Source organism: Actinomyces lilanjuaniae, from assembly GCF_003606385.1.
In the GTDB taxonomy this organism is placed as follows: Bacteria; Actinomycetota; Actinomycetes; order Actinomycetales; family Actinomycetaceae; genus Actinomyces; species Actinomyces lilanjuaniae.
The window spans coordinates 2,912,150-2,928,171 of the sequence record NZ_CP032514.1 but is presented as its reverse complement, the minus strand read 5'-3'; the positions used below and the strand labels follow the sequence as shown (position 1 = coordinate 2,928,171).

Sequence of the window (16,022 nt, the reverse complement as noted above, 5' to 3'; positions counted from 1 at the left end):
CCTGCTTGCTGCTGTGCTCGCGGTGATGCGGGCTGTATAGCCAGCAGCCGTTACCAGGCGACGGAGAAGTACTGCGTCTCCTGGAACTCACGGATGCCCTCACGGGCGCCCTCACGACCCAGTCCGGACTGCTTGAGCCCCCCGAAGGGAGCAGCGGGGTCGGACACCAGCCCCCGGTTGATCCCGACCATGCCCACCTCCATGCGCTCGGCCAGGCGCAGCGCCCAGCCCAGGTCCTGGGAGAACACGTACCCGGCCAGTCCGTGCTCACTGTCGTTGACCCACCTCAAGAGGTCCGTCTCCTCCTGCCAGGCGACTACGGGCGCGACCGGGCCAAAGATCTCGGTGCGTAGCACCTGTGCGTCAGGAGCGACGTCGGCCAGCACCCGTGCCGGCAGGAAGAACCCGCCGCCCTCCTGCGGGCACGAGGAGCTGGCTGCTACACGGGCTCCGGCTTGCACGGCCTCCTCCACCAGGGCGTTGACCTGGTCACGGGCGCGAGCGCTGACCATGGGGCCGAGTTGATTGGCCTCGTCCGCCAGCGGAGGCCCGACCCTGAGGTCGCGCACCACGGCACCCAGTGCCTCGGTGAAGGTCTCGACCACGTCGGCGTGCACGTAGAAGCGGTTCGCTGCCGTGCAGGCCTGCCCGCCCCCACGCAGCTTGGCCTGGACGGCTCCGGTAACCGCCGCCTCGACGTCGGCGTCGGCAGCCACGACGAAGGGAGCGTTGCCACCCAGCTCCATGGAGGGTACGAGCACCCGGCGTGCCGCCTGCTCCAGGAGCGTGCGTCCTACCTCGGTGGACCCGGTGAAGGAGACCGCCCGGACCCGGGGGTCGGCCAGCCAGGTCTGCGACACCTCGGCGGAGCGCGTCGAGGGCACGATACTGACCACGCCGGCGGGTACCCCGGCGCGCTGGAGGATCCTTCCCAGCGCGACAGCGGTCAGTGGTGTCAGGGAGGCGGGGCGCAGCACCACGGTGCACCCGGCGGCCAGCGCCGGGGCGATCTTGCGGGTGCCCATGGCCGCGGGGAAGTTCCAGGGCGTGATCATGGCGACCACTCCGACGGGACGATGGGTGACGATGGTGCGCGTCCCCCCGGCGGGGGAGACGCCGAACCCGCCCTCGGTACGCACCGCCTCCTCCGAGAACCAGCGGAAGAACTCGGCGGCGTAGAGGACCTCGGCGCGCGCGTCAGCCAGTGACTTGCCGTTCTCAGCGCTGATGAGCCGGGTCAGGTCGTCGACCTCCTCCACCATGAGGGTGAAGGCGCGGCGCAGGACCTCCGCGCGCTCGCGGGGAGCGGTGGCACTCCACGGCCCCAGGGCGGCGGCTGCGGCGTCGACAGCCCGGGTGGCGTCTTCCACACAGGCGTCGGCACAGCGGGCGAGCACCTCCCCGCTGGCCGGGTCCACCACGTCGAAGAGGGCGCCGTCACGGGCGCCTGCCATGCTCCCGTCCAGGAGGAGGCCCTCCTCGGGGTGGAGGTCCTTCAGGTAGGAGACCAGCTCGGGGCTGGCCTGGGCCAGGATGTAGGTCATGAGAGCTCCTTGTTGCCTTTTGTTGCCTTGTCGGTGGTGCGTCGGAGGCATCCACCGGTGTCCCTGCGAGATCTCGACTGTCTTGTCGGTGGGCTGCTGGTGCGGCGGCTCACGGGTACAGGCCGCGGGAGTCGTGCGCCTCGGCGACACGCTTGACTGCCATGGTGGTCGCTGCGGTGCGCAGTGACAGGTCGTGGTCCCGGGCGAAGGTGGTCACCTCGGCCCAGGCCTTGTTCATGCGGGTCCGCAGCCGGTCGTTGACCTCCTCCTCGGTCCACCAGTAGGCCTGGTTTCCCTGGACCCACTCGAAGTAGGACACGACCACGCCCCCGCCGTTGGCCAGGATGTCGGGGACCACGAGCACGTCCCTGTCGGCCAGGACGGCGTCGGCGGCTGGTGTCGTGGGTCCGTTGGCGGCCTCGACGACGAGCCTGGCCTGGACGCTGGGTGCCGTCTCCGCAGTAATCACACCCTCCACGGCAGCGGGTACGGCGACGTCGCAGGGGACGGAGAAGATCTCGCCAGCCTGTGTCGGGTCGGCGCCAGGGAAGCCCACGACCGTCCCCTCGGCGTCGACGTGGCTCTCCAGGGCGGGCACGTCGATACCGGCGTCGTTGCGTACGGCGCCGTGGACATCGGAGACGGCCAGGACCTTGACCCCGGCGTCGTGGAGGAAGCGGGCGGTGCCGCGTCCCACCTTCCCAAAGCCCTGGACGACGGCGCTGGAGCCGACCGGGTCCAGGTCGAGGGCCTCCATGGCGTTGAGGACGGAGTAGACGACACCGCGGGAGGTGGCTGCCGCACGCCCCTGGGAGCCCCCCAGGTCCACGGGCTTGCCGGTGACGACACCGGGCACCGTGTAGCCGATGGAGACGGAGTAGGTGTCCATGATCCAGGCCATCGTCTGCTCGTTGGTGCCCATGTCGGGTGCGGGGACGTCCTTGCCCGGTCCCAGGATGGGGATGAGCTCGGAGGTGTAGCGGCGGGTGAGGCGCTCGAGCTCGCGCTCGGAGTAGTTCTCCGGGGTGATGGCCACGCCCCCTTTGGCGCCCCCATAGGGTAGGTCGAGCAGGGCGCACTTCCAGGTCATCCACATTGCCAGGGCGCGGACCTCGTCCAGGTTGACGCTGCCGGAGTAGCGGATACCGCCCTTGGCGGGGCCGCGGGAGATGTTGTGCTGCACCCGGTGGCCCAGGCACAGCTCCATGGAGCCGTCGTCGCGGCGAAGCGGGACGGACACGGTCACCTCCTTCCTGGGGGTGGCGAGCATCTGGTGCGTGCCCGCGTCCAGGTTGAGGAACTCCACAGCGTCGGCCAGCTGGGCCTTGGCGTCGTCCAGCGGGCTGCTGGCTGGGCCGTCTGTGTCGGCCACGGGGGTGGTGGGGCGGGTCATGTCTTCTCCTGGTAGCGGTGGTCATGGTGGGGATGGCTGGCGCCGACCGGTGCTTGCCGTGGCGGGTGCTGCACGGGGGCGGCCCGGCTCCGGTTACGTCTGCCCAGGCCGACGGCCCGACCCGGCGGTCAGGGGCCGGGAGGCTCCTCAGCGGGTTGCTCTCCAGGGCTTGGGCGAGGATGTCCAGCTCCTGGGCGAGGAGGTCATCGGGTATGGTCAGCGGCGGCAGCGCAGGCCACCGGGTTGCCGCAGTAGGTGCCGCCCAGGGAGCCTGGGCTGACGGCGTCCATGATATCGGCGAGATCAGCGAGATCGGCGATATCGATGCGGCCGGTGACGGCCTGGGCGACCCGAGGAGTTGCGTCGCCCACGATGGTCCCGGCGATACCTGAGGCGCGGTCGATCGCATCTTCGACAAGGTCAAGACCGGCCTGGCTGTCGGCCCTGGCGGTGCGACGGCGCGCCTCGGCCTCACTCCGGACCTGGTCGCCCTGGCCACGGGCGTGGATGGGATGGGTGTTGTGGTGTGAGTAGTTCTACCTCACTGGGATCTGTGCCAGGTGGGCTGGCACAGATCCAGCCAGGCTGGAAGGCGTTTGCAGGAGCGGGAGCCGCGTCAGGCTGCCTGGACGCCGGGAGAGCCATATGGAGTGAGCTTGGTGCGCAGCGCTCCCCCTCATCTGGACGGCCTCCATCTACACGCAAACCGCACCAGACAGGCGCGCGCCGCTGCCAGTGGCCTGGGTAGTCCCGGTGCGAACTTCCAACTCTGGGGGCCGAGAGTTGGATCTTCGCCTCCAGGGTGCAAGTGGAGTTGGATCCTCAGTCCGGGCTTCCAGCTCTGAGGCTGCCAGCCTGGGCACCTGTCAGGCTCAGGGGCGCGGCTCCCGGGTGCGGCTGGAAGTGGATCTGGTGGGTCGCTAACCTGGTCCTTCAGGTCTGGGAGCCGAGGGCTGTATGCTCCGACGCGTGGAAGCCAGGGACTTCGCGGACAGCCTCTTCGGGGCGCCGGCCCGTGAACCGGGAAACCGCTACGCTTTCACCTACTACCTGCCCAAGCCGATCCCCCGGGATCTGGATCTGGGGCGGGAGGTCGTAGCGGCGCTGTCGGAGGCGGACGGTGCCCTGGGTCTTCTCCACGGCCTAGGTACCCTGGTGAGCGACCCGAGCCTGCTCATCGGCCCCTACCGACGCCGCGAGGCTCTGGCCAGCTCCCAGATCGAGGGGACCCAGACCTCCTTGTCAGAGGTCTTCCAGGCCGAGGTCAACGAGCAGGCGAACTCCGACGACGTCATGGAGGTACGCCGCTACCTGGAGGCCACCGACCTGGCCTACGAGCTGGTCAAGACGCTTCCGATTACCCAGAGGCTCGTGCTCCAGGTGCATGAGGTCCTCTTGCGTGGGGTCCGGGGAGAGTCCAGGAACCCTGGTGAGTACAGGCGCTCGCCAGTCTGGGTTGGGCGACCCGGGGCAACGCCTGAGACGGCAGCCTTCGTCCCGCCGCTGCCAGCGCACCTTCCCGAGCTCATGACGGACTGGGAGCGCTTCGTCAATGACGATGGCAGGAGCCTGCCGCCCCTGGTCCAGGCGGCGCTCATGCACTACCAGTTCGAGACGATCCACCCGTTCCTGGACGGTAACGGACGGATCGGCCGACTGTTGATCAACGTGCTCCTCATGGAGCGTCAACGTCTGTCCGAGCCGCTTCTCTACCTGTCCCACTACTTTGAGACCCACCGGGACGAGTACTACGCCGCCCTCCAGGACGTCAGGGAGGCAGGGGACATTGACGGGTGGTTCCGGTTCTTCCTCCGTGCGGTACGAGAGCAGGCTGATGACGCTGTTACCCGGGCAAGAGCGCTGATCCAGCTGCGTGAGACCTACCTGTCCGAGGCCTCCCGGAGCCGCTCGAACCTGACTGCGCTGGTGGAGATCGTCATGCGAAACCCCTACGTGACCGCACAGTCAGTTCAGGTCAGCCTCGGCATGACCAACCAGGGAGCGCGCAACCTCATTCGCACCGCAGAGAGCAGAGGGTGGCTGGTCAGCCTTGGCGCGGCTGGGCGTGGTGGTCGGCAGCAGTGGTATGCACCAGAGGTGCTCCAGATCATGGACGCCCCTATGCAGTACCCGGACTGACGCAGGGCTGGTCGCGGGAATTCACCGGGTAGTCCCGGTGCGAACTTCCAACTCTGGGGGCCGAGAGTTGGATCTTCGCCTCCAGGGTGCAAGTGGAGTTGGATCCTCAGTCCGGGCTTCCAGCTCTGAGGCTCCAGACTTGGAAGGTCGGTTCCCGGGTGAGGTTGGAGCTGGAGCGCGGGGCTCCCGGACTTCCTGGGCACACCCTGCGGCCCTGCGGGAGCTGGCTCCCGTATGCTCAGCCGCGTGAGCCAGCCACGCATCGCTGCCATCCTGGACGAACTGTACTTTGAGGCCCAGACCCAGCGCGGCAGGGGGACGAGTTTTGAGCGCCTGGTGCGGCAGTTCCTCCTGACCGACCCCCGCTACGTCGAGCGCTTCGACGAGGTCTGGATGTGGAAGGACTGGCCGGGGCGCGGCACCCGTCCGGATCGCGGCGTCGACCTGGTGGCGCGTGAGCGCGAGACCGGCGACCTGTGCGCAGTGCAGTGCAAATTCTATGACCCGCAGGCTCGGGTCTCCAAGGACGACGTCGACTCCTTCCTGGCCGAGTCGGGCACGGGGGAGTTCACCTCGCGCCTGTTCGTCTCCACCACTGACAAGTGGAACTCCGCGGCTGCGGACACAGTGGAGAACCAGGCGATACCGGTCTCCCGCATCGGCCTGGACGACCTGTTCAGCTCGACCATTGACTGGGACAAGTTCAACCTCGCCACCCCGGAGGTCATGGAGCGCGTCGGCCGTAAGACGCTGCGCGAGCATCAGCGGCGTGCGCTCGATGCGGTGACCCAGGGGCTCGCCACGGCCGACCGCGGTAAGCTCATTATGGCCTGCGGCACCGGTAAGACCTTCACCTCGCTGCGCATTGCCGAGGCCATGGCTGGAAGCGGGGGGGGGGAGCCCTATTCCTAGTTCCTTCCATCGCCCTGCTGTCGCAGACGCTGCTTGAGTGGAGTGCGCAGGCCCAGGCGCCGCTGCGGTCCTTTGCGGTCTGCTCGGACAACAAGGTCGGCAAGGGCCGCGGCAAGGCGGGGACGTCCTCGCTGAGTGAGGACATCTCGGTGGTGGACCTGGCGATCCCCGCCACCACCGACGCCGAGGCCCTCGCCCGTCGGCTCACCCGGCCCGCCGCCCCCGTCGACGGCGTGACCCCCATGACGGTGGTCTTCTCCACCTACCAGTCCATCGACGTCGTCGCCCGGGCGCAGGAGCTCGGGGCACCAGACTTTGACCTGATCATCTGCGACGAGGCCCACCGCACTACCGGCGCCACACTCGCCGGAGCGGACGAGTCCGCCTTCGTCCGCGTCCACGACAACGCTTACCTGCGTGGCCGCAAGCGTCTGTACATGACGGCGACTCCCCGCATCTACGATGACTCCACCAAGGCGCGCGCCGGCCAGAAGAACGCGGTGCTCGCCTCCATGGACGACGCCGACACTTACGGCAAGGAGCTCTTCCGCCTGGGCTTCGGTGAGGCGGTCTCCCGCAACCTGCTCACCGACTACAAGGTGCTGGTCCTGACCGTGTCCGAGGACGCCGTGGCTAGGAGGCTCCAGTCCTCCCTCGCTGAGGACGGCCAGCTCCGGCTGGACGACGCCGCCCGCATCGTCGGCTGCTGGAATGCGCTGGCCAAGCGCTCTGTGAGTTTGGCCGAGTACGGCACCGACATTCAGCCCATGCGCACCGCCGTCGCCTTCGCCCGGGACATCAGAAGCTCCAAGCGCTTCGCCGAGTCCTTCAACGACGTCGCGCAGGACTACCGCAGCGGTCTGCCCGAGGCGGAGGATGCCGTCGCTCCAGCGGGTGGCAATAATGCTGGGCCGCAGCGACTGCTGGAGTCGGTCGAGGTCAGGCACGTGGATGGCTCCATGAACATCATGGAGCGCAACCGGCTGCTGGGCTGGCTCTCCGGCGAGACCGCGGCCGGGCCGGTAGCGCCGTCGTCGGCAATGAGGGCGGGAGCCTGGACGGCGAGGGCGCGGGCGAGGTGATCGGCGGCTACCGGCGCGTGGACAACATCACCGACGCCACCCTGCACGCCTACCGGGAGGCCTACGGGCCGACGGTCGGCAAGGATGACGTCTTCTACTACGTCTACGGGCTGCTGCACTCGCCCGACTACCGCAGCCGCTACGGCGCGGACCTGAAGAAGTCCCTGCCGCGCATCCCGCTGGTCGCCTCCCGCGCGGACTTCATCACCATTGCCACCGCGGGGCGCGGACTGGCCGACCTCTACCTGGATTACGAGACCGTGGAGCCCTGGCCGCTGACCCTGACCGTTGACGGGAAGGAGGTGCCGTGGGCGCAGCGCGACCGGATTGCCCCGGCGCTGCTGCACGTCACCAAGATGCGCTACGCCAAGACCCGGGTGGATGGCAAGCAGGCCGATGACAAGACCACCATCGTCTACAACGAGCACGTGACCGTCTCGGGCATCCCGGAGGCGGCGCAGGGCTACCTGCTGGGCTCGCGCAGCGGCCTGGACTGGCTCATCGACCGCTACCAGGCCAAGACCGACAAGCCCTCCGGGATCGTCAACGACCCCAACGACTGGATGGCCGAGGGTGCGGGTGGCGGCCCCACCGAGCCCGCCCGGCCCCTCTACCTGCTGGAGCTCATCGCCCGTGTGGCAGCCGTCTCCATGCGCACGCAGCAGATCGTGAGCTCCCTGCCGCCCCTGGACGTGCGTGGCTAGGCTGCTCGGCCAGCCCCTCGTCTTTCTTCGGCTTCAAGTTATTTCCTCCATAGTTCCAAGGAGGCCCAGTCGTTAGGTGCTCCTGTTCGGGAGAGTGGAACAATAGGATTGTGCGGGTACTTAGATAGCAGGCTGGGTAATTGGTCGGCTGGTGACAGGCCTAGTTGGCGGTGCAGGTACTGGATGAGCGTGAGTTGGCCAAATACCCTGTTTGTTAAGGAGCGAATTGGCTTGAGGCGTGCGTCTTGGCTCAACTTAGGCTTCATGTCGTAGGACCGGTTGAACATGCGTGCCTGGTGTGCAGCGAGGTTACGGAGGATGTTGAGCGACTTAAGCCAGGAATTTAGCTGGGGTGCTGACAGGCCGACACCTTCGGCCACCTTGGTGCGCACGCCTTTGGGCGACATGGTATATAAATGTGATAGTGTGCCCCAATCCATTACCTCTACTGCAGCCCATATCGGTAACTTGCCGCCGTACTTTCGTCTGTGGTGGATGACGAAGTCTTCCTTTGAGGTGCGCAGTGACTTGTTGTATTTATCCAGCCATTCTTTGTGTCGGCTGCTGGGGGCCGTTGGAGAATTGTCTTGGGCGGAAGTTCCAAGGCTGCTGCTGTCTAGGTGGATCATTGGGTCGACACGTCCGAGCTCGTGCCCAAGTTCTGCTCGCATGGCAAGTTCTATAGGCGCGAGCTCTCCGAGCACCGTGTGGCGAAGGATTTCATCAAACTTGTAAAGGCGGAGAGTCAACGCGAAAGAAGCGCCGTCTTGGAAGGTGTCGAGCGCCTGATTTGTGCTCGAATCAAATCGGCGCACAGGGTGCCAGTAGCCGGACAGACGATAATAACTCACGCGACGGAGTGCCGTGACTGCACCCTCTGGATCCTCGACTATCATCCCACGGTCCTGCAGCAGTTTGACCTGCTGCACCCGGGTCTTGAACTGTTTTGGTGCTGAGACCACAGCGCCTCACTTAGTGGGTAAAACAAGGACCGGCCCTGGGCTCCCACTAGAAGCGGGTGGCGGAACCGGTCATGTTGCTAACAACATAGCCCGAGCGGCCGCGATTGTCAAGCGGGCGCGATCCTCGTGACCGGTGCTGACATGGCGGACCTCCTTCCTGCCTCCTCCACTGTACTGGCAGCATGGGACGTGAACTGGCGCTTGCGACGCTCTCCTGACGTGCTGTGGCGACGAAGCGGAGGCCTGCGAGCGCGCTCCCGGAGGACGGAATGGATGCGAGTGGCTGGGCAGGGCTCGCATTTTGAGGGGTGCCGGTGCTGGTGGCACAGGCGGCAGCGATGAGACAGCAGACACCGCGTTTGGATATACTCAGCCGCAGAACCCCAGGTAGAAGGAGGAATTTTGCCCTATATCACGACTCAGGACGGAACCAGGCTCTACTACGAGGACCGCCCCGCCAGGAACGCACAGCGTGCCTCGGGGGAGACGCTGCTGGTCATCCACGGGCTGGGCTCGTCGCACTACGACCTGGCCGACTTCATTGACGACCTCAGTCAGGAGCACCGCGTGGTCCTCTACGACCAGCGCGGTCACGGCGACTCCGACCGTGCCCGCCTCCACCTCAACGTGCGCACCCTCGGCCAGGACCTCAACGACGTCGTCACGCACCTGGGTCTGGAAGGCGTCACTGCCGTCGGCCACTCGATGGGGGCTGCCGCGACCTTCAGCTACGTCAACCAGTACGGGACCGGCCGCCTGCGCCGCGTCGTCGCGGTAGACATGTCCCCCTACCTGCGCAACGACGGCTGGAAGGGCGGTATCGGCAAGGGGGAGTGGAGCGACGAGGACTTCCACTCCGACCTCGACCGCATCTTTGACGACGGCGCCTACGGCTCCTGGTTCATCGCGAAGACCCTCATGAACCCCAGGCTGCAGGAGCTGTCCGCCCAGGAGGAGGCTGCCGCCATCGCGGCGATGCGTAAGTCCGTGGACCCGCTCGTGTTCGCCGCGCTGTGGTACTCGCTGTTCCGCACCGACCAGCGCCCGGCCATGGACAAGATCGACGTGCCCTTCCTGTACCTGATGCCGGAGACGCCCCTGTACTCCACGGTCAACACCGACTACATACGTGACCATGTCAGGGGCGGCTTCACGCTGGCTGACGACTTCCCGGGCACCTCGCACCTGCTGCTGTCCGAGGTGCCGCACGAGGCCGCGAGGTGCGTTAAGGACTTCATCGGCAACAGCTAAGGCGGCTGCTCTGCTCGTCTCTGCTTGTCACCGCCGGGCTCAGCAGCTGGGGCAGGTCTGTGCAAGCGAGTGAGACGGTTGGCACCCGCCGACGGCCGTCAGGGTGCTCCTTGGTGACCCGGCCCACAACCCGCCATTATCCCTTATGGTGGTGACACGCGCCATGGCGAAGCCTGCGACCAGAACGGAGCACAACCATGAACCCGTCCGCAACCACGTCCGCCAACTCGCCAGTCAACCCGTCCGCAGCCACATCCACGAGCCTGTCCGCACGCGAGCTGCTGGCGGCGGGGCTGGTGGCCCAGCCCGATGCCGTCGCCGAGGTCCGGGAGGAGGTGAGGGACCCGCGCTCCGGCCCGGGCTCGCGGGCGCTGCGGGTCACCACGCTGGGCGGGGTGAGTGTGGAGGTCCTCCCCGACCGGGGCCTCGACCTCGGCTCCCTGTGGTTCAACAGCATCCCGGTGTCCTGGCGCTCGGCGCTGGGGCCTCGGGGCGGCGCCGTCGACCCCGCTGACGAGGGCTGGATCGGGCGCTTTGGCGGTGGCCTGCTGGTCACCTCCGGCGTCGACCACATTGGCCCGCCCGAGCAGGGGCACGGCCTCCACGGCACGCACCACCTCACCCCGGCCTCCGACGTCGCCGTGCGCCGACTTGATGACGGTAGCGTCGAGGTCAGCGGCGCGGTCGACTCCTCGGTGGTCTTCGGTCGCCACGTCCTCGTCGAGCGGAAGATCACCGTGGGCGTGGACCGCCCCAGGGTGGAGGTCCGCGACACCATCCGCAACACCGGGCCTGTGCCCGCCGCGGTGCCGATTCTCTACCACTCCAACCTCGGCGCCCCGCTCGTCCTTCCCGGGACGCGGGTCGAGGTCCCCGGCAGCACACGCACCCCGCGCACGCCGGAGGCCGAGAGGCTGGGCTGGCAGGCCTTCCCGGAGCCCACAGACGAGGTCATTGAGGGCGTGTGGGAGCACACCGGGTTCGCCCCCGGGGCCGTGCAGGCCGTGGTGACCGCGCCCGAGGATGCCGTCCGTCTGACGATGAGCTGGGATGGCGCCGAGCTTCCGCGCTGCATGCAGTGGGTCCACCCGACCCGGGGCGGGTGGGTGCTTGGTGTCGAGCCCGCGAGCGCGCCCCTGTTCGGTCCGGACCGCTCCGGCGAGCACCTGGGTGCCCCCGTGCTGGAGCCCGGCCAGGAACGGGCCAGCGGGGTCGTCTACGAGTTGTCCTAGCCAGCCTCTCCTGCCACCTCGACCGCTGTGCCGGGGCACGTGGGACCTGGCGGCCCCGCCCACGGTCGCCGCAAATTTTCCGTATAGAACACTCTTGACACCGGTGTGCGGAGCGTCTCATAGTTGTCCTGCCTAAATCGAATTAGGTAGGAGGTCAACGATGACACAGCTCACCAGGCGTGGGCTACTGGCAGGGGCGGCAGGGGTGGGCACCGCTGCCCTCCTTGGCGGCCAGTGGCCACGCCTCACCGGTGGGGACATCCCGGGGCGCCGCGACGACTCGCTCCAGATCGCGATCCTGGGGACCAACCAGGACGCTGCAGCGCGACAGTCCCTCGTCGAGGCGTTCAACGTCCACCACCCCGACATCCCTGTCCGCCTCCAGGCCGTCCAGGGCACGGACTGGGCGGACTTCTTCGCCAAGATCCTCACCATGGTGGCGGCAGGCACCTCCCCTGACGTCTGCGTCGTCGCCACTGAGGGTGCCCAGCTCTTTGCCGAGCGCCTTGCCGAGCCGTTGGACAGGTTCGTCAGGCGGGACGCGGAGGAGGTGCAGGACTACTTCGACGACGTCCACCCCAGCCTCATCGAGGCCTTCATGTACAAGGGCTCCCTCTACCAGATGCCTATCGACTTCAACGCCGCCAACATGTACCTGAGCACCGAGGCGATGCAGCGGGCAGGAGTGTCCTACCCGCCAGAGACCTGGACCCACGAGGACTTCCTGGACATGGCGCGTCAGATGAGGCAGGCGGGTGGCCGGGGGTTCGTGCCCTTCTACTGGACCAACCGCCTGTGGGGAGGAATCGTCCCCTGGCTCTACGTCAACGACACCAGCTTCCTCACCGAGGAGAAGGCCCCGGGCGGGGACTGGCTGTGGGACCGCTTCTACCCCGACCACCAGGGCGCCTACTCCGGCGGCTACCTGTGGGAGGGCTCCAATGCCTCTGACCCCAGGGTCGCCGAGTCCTTCGAGTTCGTGCGCGCCCTGGTGGAGGAGGGGCTGGGGACCAGCCCCGCCCAGGGTGGAGGTAACGAGCTTGTTGGCCAGTTCTCCGGAGGCTCCATCGGCATGACCCCCGCTGGGGGCTTCTGGGTCGAGGGACTCAACGCGGCCGGGCTCACCCCCGAGGACTACGACGTCACCTACTTCCCCGCCTGGCGCTCCCAGCGCCACCAGTTCGGAGCCTCCGGCTACGCGGTCCTGCGGACCTCGCAGCGCCAGGACGAGGCCTGGGAGTGGGTGAAGTTCTGCACGTCGCTGGAGGGGATGCAGCTGGCCTTCCCGGCACCCAGCACCACTCCCACCCGCCGTTCCATGTGCAACGAGGACCTGTACACGGGCAAGGGCCCTGCCCACTGGAAGGTTTTCTACGACACTCTTGACCGCTTTCCTTGCGTCCCGATCCCCGCGCCGCCCCAGCAGGCAGCGGTGGAGACCGCACTCATCAAGAACGTCCTGGGAGCCGTCACCGGCTCTGCCGCCGCTCTGCCCGCAGCCCTGGAGCGCCTGGACGCCGACCTCAGCAGAGCCCTGGAGGCATGACAATGCAGCGCACGCTCCTCATCTGGCTGTTCCTGGCCCCCAGTCTTGTCGGGCTGGGACTGTTCACCTTCCTGCCGATCCTGGCCTCGGTCCTGCTGGCCTTCTTCTCCTGGGACATTATCACCCCGCCTCAGTTCGTCGGCCTGGGCAACTTCGCCGACATCGCCTCTGACCCGACGATCCGGGTGTCCTTCCTCAACACCATCGGCTTCGTCGCTGTCGCCGTCGTCCTCCAGCTCAGCGTCGCCCTGGCGCTCGCGGTCCTGGTCAACACCAGGATGCCGACCATGCTCCGGTCGTTCTTCCGCTCGGTGCTGTTCTTCCCGCTGGTTCTGTCGGCAGCCTCTGTGTCGATCATCATGAGCTACTTGTTCAACGAGAACTTCGGCCTGGTCAACCACTTTCTCAACCTGTTCGGCATCGGCAACGTCGCCTGGCTGACCTCCACGCGCGGGGCGATGGTCGTGGTCATCCTCGTCTACGTCTGGCAGAACTTCGGTTTCTCCTTCCTGCTGTTCCTGGGGGGCCTGTCCTCGATCCCCAAGGAGGTCTACGAGGCCGCACAGGTTGACGGCGCCACGGGCTGGCGGCAGTTCTGGAGAATCACCTTCCCCCTGGTGAGCCCCACGACGCTGGTCGCCTCCGTTATGGCGATCATCGCTGCGCTGCAGATCTTCGACCAGCCCTACGTGCTCACCCGTGGTGGCCCCGGTGACTCGACCAGGACGGCCGTCATGGTGATCTATGAGTCCGCGTTCAGGCAGCTGGAGTTCGGTCGGGCCTCAGCCATCGGGATCGTCCTGACCGCCGTCATCATGCTGGTCACGGCACTCCAGTTCCGTCTGTCCCGCCGCTACGTCTTCTACGGCTGAGGAGTTCTGACATGACAAACCCTGACGTGAAGAGCCCCGACGCACAGAACCCCGACGTGAGGAGGACCGCCGTGAGGAAGATCGACATCAGGAAGGTCGCTACCTATACCGTCCTCACCCTGGCGGCCCTGGCGACCCTCGCCCCGGTCATCTGGACGGTCCTGTCCTCGATGCGGCCGCCCTCGGAGTCCCTGGCCACCGACAGCTCGGTCATCCCCTCAAGCCTTGACCTCTCCTCCTACCCGGCGGTGTTCCGGGAGGTCAACATGTGGATGCTTATCCTCAACTCGGTGCTTGTCACCGCGCTCATCGCCGTGGGCCAGATGCTGTCGGCTGCGATGGCAGGATATGTCTTCGCACGCTTCGAGTTCCGTGGAAAGAACCTCCTGTTCGCGCTCATCCTGGCCACCATGATGGTGCCCATGCAAGTGATTATCGTGCCCGTGTTCATGCTTGTGCGGGGCATGGGCCTGGCGGACACCCTGCTAGCGCTCATCCTGCCCGCCGTCCCTACGGCATTCGGCACCTTTCTCATGCGTCAGTACTTCCTGGGTCTGCCCGCCGAGCTGGGGGAGGCTGCAGAACTTGATGGAGCCGGCCCGTGGCGGACCTTCATCTCCGTCTACGCGCCGCTGGCGATGCCGGGGATGGCGATCGTGGGGATCCTGGCGTTCAACACACACTGGAACGAGTTCTTCCGTCCGCTGATCATGACTATCAGCGAGCAGAACTTCACGTTGCCCCTGGGGCTGGTCTCCCTCCAGGGGAACATGGGGACCGGCTCGGTGGCTACCGTGCTGGCGGGCGTGGTGCTGTCCATGATCCCGGCCTTCCTTGTGTTCGTCTTCGGGCAGCGCACGCTGCGCGAAGGGCTGACTGCCGGCTCGCACCGCTGAGTCTGGCAGGAGCCGGCATGAGAACGTACGCGCCGCTCGCTCGCACCCTTGAGCGTGCCTGGTGCCGATGAACACCGCCGACAGGAGCACCCCTATGACTGCACCCACGACCAGCTACCACCTACGTCCCGGCAGCGGGTGGCTCAACGACCCCAACGGCATGGTCCTTCTCAACGGCGTGTGGCACGTGTTCTTCCAGCACAACCCGACCGCCCCCGTGCACGAGCAGATCGTCTGGGGGCACGCCACGAGCCAGGACCTGGCCGACTGGGACCTCCAGCCGGTGGCCTTCTCCCCCTCACCGGGGGCGCCGGACGCCTTCGGCTGCTGGTCAGGGGTGTTTGTCCCCGGCCACGACAGGCCTGCCGTGGCCTACTCCGGTATTGCTGACGACTCCTTGCAGTCCACGATCTGCCTACGGTGGGGCAGTCCCGATCTGCGGGACTGGGGGGCGCCCGTCGTCGTCGGGCACACACCTGAGGCCGACGGTGTCGCAGTCATGCGTGACCCCTTTGTCCTAGAGCACGCCGGGCGACGGCTGGCGGTCCTCGGGGCGGGTATGGGCGACGGAACCCCCGCCGTCCTTATGTTCGACCGCGGTAACGAGCTGTCCTGGCGCTACAACGGGGTCCTCGTCGCTGACGATCCCGTCCTGAGGGCTGTGGTGGGCAAGGCGGATATCTGGGAGTGCCCCCAGCTGTTCCCCCTTGGAGGGCGCTGGGTGCTCATCGTGTCCCTGCAGGTAAGCGGGGTGCTGGGCACGGTTGCCGCTGCTGTTGGTGACCTCGTGGAGAAGGGCGGGAGTTGGCGGTTTGTCGTCCGGTCCGCCCAGGTGGTGGACGGGGGCTCCAGCCTGTACGCGCCCCAGGTCGTGGCCGCAGGGTCGCAGCATGGCATCGACCAGGGCGGGGGCGGTCCGGTCGTGGTGCCTGGCGGGCAGGCGCCGCCTCTGTGCGACAGCGGCGAGCCGCTGCTCATCGGCTGGGTTCGCCAGGGTCACCAGGACCCTGAGGTACGCGACCACGCTGGCTGCCTGAGCCTGCCACGTCGTCTGCGGCTGGTGGACGGCGTAGTGACCAGTCGGGTTGATCCCGGTGCCGCCCGCGCCCTGGCGCCTGGCCTGCCGCGCTGCCTGCCAGCCGGGGAGGTAGGCCTTGGCGAACGACGGTGGGTGGTTGACGTCGTCGGGGGTGCTGCCGCAGAGACTGTCGGGGAGGCTGCTGGGAAGGGGACGCTGCTGTGCCACCCTGAGCTGGGAACGTACGAGCTCGTCCCAGGAGACCAGGTCTGGGTCGATGGCGCTGTGGTCGAGCTGTACCGGGTCTCGGGCCTGCCCTTCACGTGGCGGCACGACGAGCCCTGGACGCTGCTGGTACCAAGTGAGGGCGCGGCTGAGGTCCGTGACGTCGTCCCCCGGGTCCCCTGACACCGCTGCGGCTGGCTGCCTGAGGGCACACCGTCGGCCAGCGGGGCGGTCGGCCAGCGCGGA

At 67.3% G+C, this 16,022-nt stretch carries 12 protein-coding genes and 1 pseudogene; 9 read left to right on the top strand and 4 right to left on the bottom strand.

Annotated elements, in window-relative coordinates; translation table 11 throughout:
- Positions 1-50: 50 nt before the first annotated feature.
- The 3 genes from D5R93_RS12570 to D5R93_RS12560 form a co-directional block, all read right to left on the bottom strand.
- Positions 51-1,544: an NAD-dependent succinate-semialdehyde dehydrogenase gene (locus tag D5R93_RS12570; RefSeq protein ID WP_120205552.1), complete on the bottom strand. Its 1,494-nt coding sequence runs from the start codon at positions 1,542-1,544 to the stop codon at positions 51-53.
- A gap of 109 nt (positions 1,545-1,653) precedes the next feature.
- Positions 1,654-2,937 carry a Glu/Leu/Phe/Val family dehydrogenase gene (locus D5R93_RS12565; protein ID WP_119835432.1) on the bottom strand — a complete coding sequence of 428 codons (1,284 nt, stop codon included), beginning with the start codon at positions 2,935-2,937 and terminating at the stop codon, positions 1,654-1,656.
- A gap of 203 nt (positions 2,938-3,140) precedes the next feature.
- Positions 3,141-3,308: an aminotransferase class III-fold pyridoxal phosphate-dependent enzyme gene (locus tag D5R93_RS12560; protein WP_120205549.1), complete on the bottom strand. Its 168-nt coding sequence runs from the start codon at positions 3,306-3,308 to the stop codon at positions 3,141-3,143.
- 598 nt (positions 3,309-3,906) lie between these two features.
- On the opposite strand from D5R93_RS12560, the gene D5R93_RS12555 reads away from it, so the two are divergent.
- From D5R93_RS12555 to D5R93_RS14385, 3 genes and pseudogenes are all read left to right on the top strand, one after another.
- Entirely contained in the window at positions 3,907-5,076 is a 1,170-nt protein-coding gene (locus tag D5R93_RS12555) for a Fic family protein (RefSeq protein WP_205570060.1), read from the top strand.
- A 234-nt stretch (positions 5,077-5,310) separates the two neighbouring features.
- Positions 5,311-7,070 (top strand): annotated as a pseudogene (locus D5R93_RS15090) (restriction endonuclease).
- Positions 7,067-7,774 carry a type ISP restriction/modification enzyme gene (locus tag D5R93_RS14385; RefSeq protein ID WP_243106814.1) on the top strand — a complete coding sequence of 236 codons (708 nt, stop codon included), beginning with the start codon at positions 7,067-7,069 and terminating at the stop codon, positions 7,772-7,774. The pseudogene D5R93_RS15090 and the gene D5R93_RS14385 overlap by 4 nt, the downstream one beginning before the upstream one ends.
- Positions 7,775-7,812: 38 nt before the next feature.
- On the opposite strand, the gene D5R93_RS12545 is transcribed toward D5R93_RS14385, so the two are convergent.
- Positions 7,813-8,736 (bottom strand): Abi family protein, encoded by a 924-nt coding sequence (locus D5R93_RS12545; RefSeq protein WP_243106813.1) that lies wholly within the window; start codon positions 8,734-8,736, stop codon positions 7,813-7,815.
- Between the two features lie 402 nt (positions 8,737-9,138).
- Here D5R93_RS12545 and D5R93_RS12540 point away from each other — a divergent pair, with 402 nt between their 5' ends.
- The 6 genes from D5R93_RS12540 to D5R93_RS12515 all read left to right on the top strand — a co-directional run bounded on the left by D5R93_RS12540 (position 9,139) and on the right by D5R93_RS12515 (position 15,959).
- The gene (locus D5R93_RS12540) at positions 9,139-9,987 is read left to right on the top strand and encodes an alpha/beta fold hydrolase (RefSeq protein ID WP_162933980.1); all 849 of its coding nucleotides are present in this window, start codon (positions 9,139-9,141) and stop codon (positions 9,985-9,987) included.
- Positions 9,988-10,184: 197 nt separating this feature from the next.
- Positions 10,185-11,219, top strand: a complete 1,035-nt coding sequence (locus tag D5R93_RS12535; protein ID WP_120205545.1) for a DUF4432 family protein — start codon at positions 10,185-10,187, stop codon at positions 11,217-11,219.
- A 160-nt stretch (positions 11,220-11,379) separates the two neighbouring features.
- Positions 11,380-12,765 (top strand): extracellular solute-binding protein, encoded by a 1,386-nt coding sequence (locus D5R93_RS12530; RefSeq protein ID WP_119835440.1) that lies wholly within the window; start codon positions 11,380-11,382, stop codon positions 12,763-12,765.
- Positions 12,762-13,637 (top strand): carbohydrate ABC transporter permease, encoded by an 876-nt coding sequence (locus D5R93_RS12525; protein ID WP_243106812.1) that lies wholly within the window; start codon positions 12,762-12,764, stop codon positions 13,635-13,637. The genes D5R93_RS12530 and D5R93_RS12525 overlap by 4 nt, the downstream gene beginning before the upstream one ends.
- Positions 13,638-13,648: 11 nt before the next feature.
- Positions 13,649-14,533: a carbohydrate ABC transporter permease gene (locus tag D5R93_RS12520; RefSeq protein WP_182911324.1), complete on the top strand. Its 885-nt coding sequence runs from the start codon at positions 13,649-13,651 to the stop codon at positions 14,531-14,533.
- Positions 14,534-14,627: 94 nt separating this feature from the next.
- Positions 14,628-15,959: a glycoside hydrolase family 32 protein gene (locus D5R93_RS12515; protein ID WP_162933979.1), complete on the top strand. Its 1,332-nt coding sequence runs from the start codon at positions 14,628-14,630 to the stop codon at positions 15,957-15,959.
- Positions 15,960-16,022 lie beyond the last annotated feature (63 nt).